Consider the following 5502-nt stretch of genomic DNA (forward strand, 5'->3'; position numbering starts at 1 on the left):
TGGGGAGGCACGACTGCCCGCAGCTACGGTGCGTGGCGTTCGAGGACGTGAGGCTGGTCCGCGTCGGGCGTGCCGCCGATCCAGTCCTGGAGTCTGCGGCTGGGGCCCGACCAGCGGCGGTCGTGATGGTAGGCGCGCAGTTGGGCCCGGGCGCGGGCGCGGGGGCGGCGGCGGTAGAGGCGTTTCGCCCAGGGGGAGCCGGGGCGGGCCAGACGGATCGCGCCGAAGAGGGCGACGAAGGGAAGGACCACCCCGAAGATCGCGATACGCACCTTGCCCTTGGCGAGAGCGATGAGGGCGAGCAGGAAGTTCCCGGCGATCACGCTGATCGCCGACCCGCGGTCCTGGAGGTCGTCCTCGCTGAGGTCGTTCACCCCGAACGGCGCGAAGCCGAGGAGGAGCAGGCCGACCAGGGCGGTGGTGAGCACGACCGCCTCGACGCTCTTGCGACCGGCCTCGGTCCAGTAGACGTCCGCCAGATGCAGGATCAGTGCGAACTCGTCCAGAACCAGGCCCGCGCCGATCCCGAAGACGACGGCGGCGAGGGCCGAGCCGAAGCCGTGCTGCCCGCCGGCGACGGCACAGAAGCCGCCGATGACCGTGAGGACCACGCCGGGGACGACGTGGTGGAGGTGCACGCCGCCCGCGCTGACATTGCCGAAGGGGCCCTTGCCCGCCCGGATGAGGCGGGTGATGACCCGTGTGATCACGAAGGTGACGACGAAGGCGGTCAGGGCGAGAAGCAGGGGGAGTTTGCCGGGTTCGACGATGTTGCGCTCCAGCCACACTCCCATGCGTCCAGTTTGACCGGGTTCTCCCCGAGGTGCTTCCCAAGTCCTCGCGTACGCTGCCGGGATGCCCGAGTTCCCGCCCCTGCACGGCCTCCGCTTCGCCTTCGGCACGCTCACCGTCCTTCCCGTGACGGTGATCCGCTGGGACCGGGGAGCGGCGCGGGGCGGAATGCTGTGCGCGCCGGTCGTCGGGCTCGTCGTCGGGGGCTGTGCCGCGGGGGTCGGCCTGCTGCTGCTCCTGCTCGGCGCCGGTCCGCTGCTCGCCGCCGTCGGCGGTGTCGCCGTGCCGGCGGCGCTCACCCGGGGGCTGCATCTCGACGGGCTGGCCGACACCGCGGACGGGCTGGGCAGCGGCAGGCCCGCCGAGGACGCGCTGCGGATCATGAAGCAGTCGGACATCGGGCCGTTCGGGGTGATCACGCTCGTCTTCGTGCTGCTCGCCCAGGTGGCGGCGCTGGCGCAGCTCTACGACGCCTCCTGGGCGCGCGGTGCGCTCGCCGCCGTCGTCTCGGCGGCCGCCGCCCGGCTGGCGCTGACCCTGGCCGCCCGGGGCGGGGTGCCGCCGGCCCGGCCGGAGGGGCTGGGCGCGGCCGTCGCCGGAGTCGTCCCGGCGCGCGGTGCGCTCGGCGCGGCCCTCGCGGTCACGGGGGCCGCCGCTGCCCTGGGGGCGCTCTTCGGACCGTACGACATCGCCCGTACCGCTCTCGCGGTCGTCGCCTCCGTCACGGTCGCCGAACTCCTGCTGCGCCACTGCATCCGCCGCTTCGGCGGAGTCACCGGCGACGTCTTCGGCGGCCTCGCCGAAACGGCGGCGACGACCGCGCTGGTGGTTCTCGCACTCGGCCAGTGACCCCACGGGTGTGACCCGGCTCATGAAGTGCGAGGATCGGGACATGGCGACGACGCCACCCAGAGGTGAACGCCTGCAGGCATGAGTGAAAGCCCGCCGGGCGTAGTCTCGTGTCCGGTGTCCACGTGCCCGGACGAATACCGCGCGTGAGGTGCACCTGGGGTCGGCTGTCGGGCCCGGTCGACCCACCCCGTTCGACCCCTGCAACTTCACATCGGAAGCGAGATTTCACCACCGTGACTGCTCTGACTCTCAGCACCGCCGCGGCGCCCGGCCTGCGGGCCGACGCGATCGTGATCGGTGTCTCCAAGGGCGACAAGGGCCCGGTCGTCGCACCGGGCGCGGAGGCCGTGGACCAGGCGTACGACGGCGGGCTGGCCGGCGTCCTCGAGACCCTCGGTGCCTCCGGGGCCGAGGGCGAGATCACGAAGCTGCCCGCGCCGTCCGGCTTCAGGACGCCGCTCGTGGTGGCGGTGGGCCTGGGCGCACTGCCCGAGAAGGACGTCAACGGGGGCGCGTACGACGCGGAGGCGCTGCGCAAGGCCTCCGGCGTCGCCGCCCGCGCGCTGGCCGGCTCCAAGAAGGCGGCGTTCGCCCTGCCGGTCGCGGACGCGGCCGCCGTCGGCGCGATCGGCGAGGGCGCGCTGCTCGGTGCGTACTCCTTCGACGCCTACAAGGAGGGCAACGCCGCCAAGGACAAGAAGAACGGCAAGGCCCCGCTCGCCGAGGCCGTCGTGCTCGGCGCCAAGCCCCGCGACAAGGCGCACAAGGCGGCCGTCGAGCGTGCCACTGCCGTGTCCGAGGAGCTGAACCGCGCCCGCGACCTGGTCAACACCCCGCCGAACGACCTCAACCCGGAGGCCTTCGCCGCGGTCGCCCAGGCCGCTGCCAAGGAGAACGGCATCAAGGTGCAGGTGCTCGACGAGAAGGCGCTGGCCAAGGGCGGCTACGGCGGCATCCTCGGCGTCGGCTCCGGCTCGGCGTCGGCGCCGCGCCTGGTGAAGCTGTCGTACACCCACTCCAAGGCGAAGAAGCACCTCGCCTTCGTCGGCAAGGGCATCACCTACGACTCGGGCGGCATCTCGCTGAAGCCCGCCGGTCACAACGAGACGATGAAGTGCGACATGAGCGGCGCGGCCGCGGTGTTCGCGGCCGTCGTCACCGCCGCGCGACTCGGGCTGGAGGTCAACGTCACCGGGTGGCTGGCGCTGGCCGAGAACATGCCGTCCGGTTCGGCGACCCGCCCCGGTGACGTGCTGCGGATGTACAGCGGCAAGACCGTGGAGGTGCTGAACACCGACGCGGAGGGGCGGCTGGTCCTCGCCGACGCGCTGTGGGCGGCGTCCGAGGAGAAGCCGGACGCGATCGTGGACGTGGCGACGCTGACCGGCGCGATGGTGCTGGCGCTCGGCAACCGGACGTTCGGTGTCATGGCCAACGACGAAGCGTTCCGCTCCGCGGTGCACGAGGCCGCGGAGGAGGTCGGGGAGCCGGCCTGGCCGATGCCGCTGCCGGAGCACCTGCGCAAGGGGATGGACTCGCCGACCGCCGACATCGCGAACATGGGTGAGCGGATGGGCGGCGGGCTGGTCGCCGCGCTGTTCCTGCGGGAGTTCGTGGGTGAGGGCATCACGTGGGCACACCTCGACATCGCCGGGCCCGCCTTCAACGAGCAGGGACCCTTCGGATACACGCCGAAGGGTGGTACGGGGTCCGGGGTGCGGACGCTCGTCCGGCTTGCCGAGCTGACCGCTTCGGGTGATCTGGGCTGAGGTTCGCCCACTGACTCGGGTCTCCTTGCCGTACGGCGGCTCCGCCGGGCGGTCGCGACCGCCCGGCGGAGCCGCAGATCGACAAACGAGCGTGCGACGTATCACACCCCGGCCCCGCGTCTCGTCCCGCGATGACAAGTGCGAAGATGGGGCTCGGCAGGACAGGGCCCCACCAAAGGGCCGAAGCAAAGCGGCCGGACACCAGCCGCCCAGCCGGTCATCGTCGACCGGCGTACGGCGCACATGCATGGAGGACGTGACGTGGCGAACGACGCCAGCACCGTTTTCGACCTAGTGATCCTCGGCGGTGGTAGCGGTGGTTACGCCGCGGCCCTGCGCGGGGCCCAGCTGGGCCTGGACGTCGCCCTGATCGAGAAGGACAAGGTCGGCGGCACCTGCCTGCACCGGGGTTGCATCCCCACCAAAGCCCTGCTGCACGCGGGCGAGATCGCCGACCAGGCGCGCGAGAGCGAGCAGTTCGGCGTCAAGGCGAGCTTCGAGGGCATCGACGTCGCCGGTGTGCACAAGTACAAGGACGAGGTGATCTCCGGCCTGTACAAGGGTCTGCAGGGGCTCATCGCCTCCCGGAAGGTCACCTACATCGAGGGCGCGGGCCGGCTGTCCTCCCCCACCTCGGTGGACGTGAACGGTCAGCGGATCCAGGGCCGCCACGTGCTGCTGGCCACCGGCTCCGTGCCGAAGTCGCTGCCGGGCCTGGAGATCGACGGCAACCGCATCATCTCCTCGGATCACGCCCTGGTCCTGGACCGCGTGCCGAAGTCGGCGATCGTGCTCGGCGGCGGTGTCATCGGCGTCGAGTTCGCCTCCGCCTGGAAGTCCTTCGGTACGGACGTCACGGTCATCGAGGGCCTGAAGCACCTCGTCCCCGTCGAGGACGAGAACAGCTCGAAGCTGCTCGAGCGCGCCTTCCGCAAGCGCGGCATCAAGTTCAACCTGGGCACCTTCTTCCAGAAGGCCGAGTACACGGCCGACGGTGTCAAGGTCACCCTCGCCGACGGCAAGGAGTTCGAGGCCGAGGTCCTCCTCGTCGCCGTCGGCCGCGGCCCGGTCTCCCAGGGCCTGGGCTACGAGGAGGCCGGGGTCGCCATGGACCGCGGCTACGTCCTCGTCGACGAGTACATGCGGACGAACGTCCCGACGATCTCCGCGGTCGGCGACCTGGTCCCGACCCTCCAGCTCGCGCACGTCGGCTTCGCGGAGGGCATCCTGGTGGCGGAGCGGCTGGCCGGTCTGAAGGTCGTCCCGATCGACTACGACGGCGTGCCCCGGGTGACGTACTGCCACCCCGAGGTCGCCTCCGTCGGTATCACCGAGGCCAAGGCCAAGGAGATCTACGGCGCGGACAAGGTCGTCGCCCTGAAGTACAACCTGGCGGGCAACGGCAAGAGCAAGATCCTCAAGACCGCGGGCGAGATCAAGCTCGTCCAGGTCAAGGACGGTGCGGTGGTCGGCGTCCACATGGTCGGCGACCGCATGGGCGAGCAGGTCGGCGAGGCCCAGCTGGTCTACAACTGGGAGGCGCTGCCCTCCGAGGTCGCCCAGCTCATCCACGCCCACCCGACGCAGAACGAGGCCCTCGGCGAGGCCCACCTGGCCCTGGCCGGCAAGCCGCTGCACTCCCACGACTGACGCTCTCGCTCATCGGGCGCGACGACACAGACTTCCGCAATTCGTAAGGAGCAACCGAAACCATGGCGGTTTCCGTAACCCTTCCGGCGCTCGGCGAGAGCGTCACCGAGGGCACTGTCACCCGCTGGCTGAAGGCCGAGGGTGAGCGCGTCGAGGCCGACGAGCCGCTGCTCGAGGTCTCCACCGACAAGGTCGACACCGAGATCCCGGCCCCGGCCGCCGGTGTCCTGGCCTCCATCAAGGTCGCCGAGGACGAGACCGTCGAGGTCGGCGCCGAGCTGGCCGTCATCGATGACGGCACGGGCGCGCCCGCTGCCGCCCCGGCCCCGGCCGTCGAGGAGGTGCCCGCTCCGCCGGCTCCCGAGCCGGCTCCGGTCGCCGAGGCCCCGGCCGCCCCGGCCCCGGCCGGAGCCGCGGGGGCGGCAGCCGGAGCCGGGGC

At 71.7% G+C, this 5502-nt stretch carries 5 protein-coding genes; 4 read left to right on the forward strand and 1 reads right to left on the reverse strand.

The window, feature by feature from the left end; genetic code table 11:
- Window positions 1-23: 23 nt before the first annotated feature.
- A complete protein-coding gene (locus StrepF001_RS44305; RefSeq protein ID WP_129803731.1) occupies window positions 24-794 on the reverse strand; it encodes a hypothetical protein in 771 nt (256 codons plus the stop codon).
- A 61-nt stretch (window positions 795-855) separates the two neighbouring features.
- Here StrepF001_RS44305 and StrepF001_RS44310 point away from each other — a divergent pair, with 61 nt between their 5' ends.
- The 4 genes from StrepF001_RS44310 to StrepF001_RS44325 form a co-directional block, all read left to right on the forward strand.
- Window positions 856-1641, forward strand: coding sequence for an adenosylcobinamide-GDP ribazoletransferase (locus tag StrepF001_RS44310; protein WP_129803732.1), 786 nt, complete (start codon window positions 856-858; stop codon window positions 1639-1641).
- A 236-nt stretch (window positions 1642-1877) separates the two neighbouring features.
- Window positions 1878-3413: a leucyl aminopeptidase gene (locus StrepF001_RS44315; protein ID WP_129803733.1), complete on the forward strand. Its 1536-nt coding sequence runs from the start codon at window positions 1878-1880 to the stop codon at window positions 3411-3413.
- A 261-nt stretch (window positions 3414-3674) separates the two neighbouring features.
- The gene (gene lpdA / locus StrepF001_RS44320) at window positions 3675-5063 is read left to right on the forward strand and encodes a dihydrolipoyl dehydrogenase (protein WP_165396587.1); all 1389 of its coding nucleotides are present in this window, start codon (window positions 3675-3677) and stop codon (window positions 5061-5063) included.
- A gap of 62 nt (window positions 5064-5125) precedes the next feature.
- Window positions 5126-5502 (forward strand): biotin/lipoyl-containing protein (locus StrepF001_RS44325; RefSeq protein WP_346657027.1); only part of this gene is annotated, 377 nt, incomplete at its 3' end.

Source organism: Streptomyces sp. F001, from assembly GCF_004187715.1.
GTDB classification, from domain to species: Bacteria; Actinomycetota; Actinomycetes; order Streptomycetales; family Streptomycetaceae; genus Streptomyces; species Streptomyces flavusporus.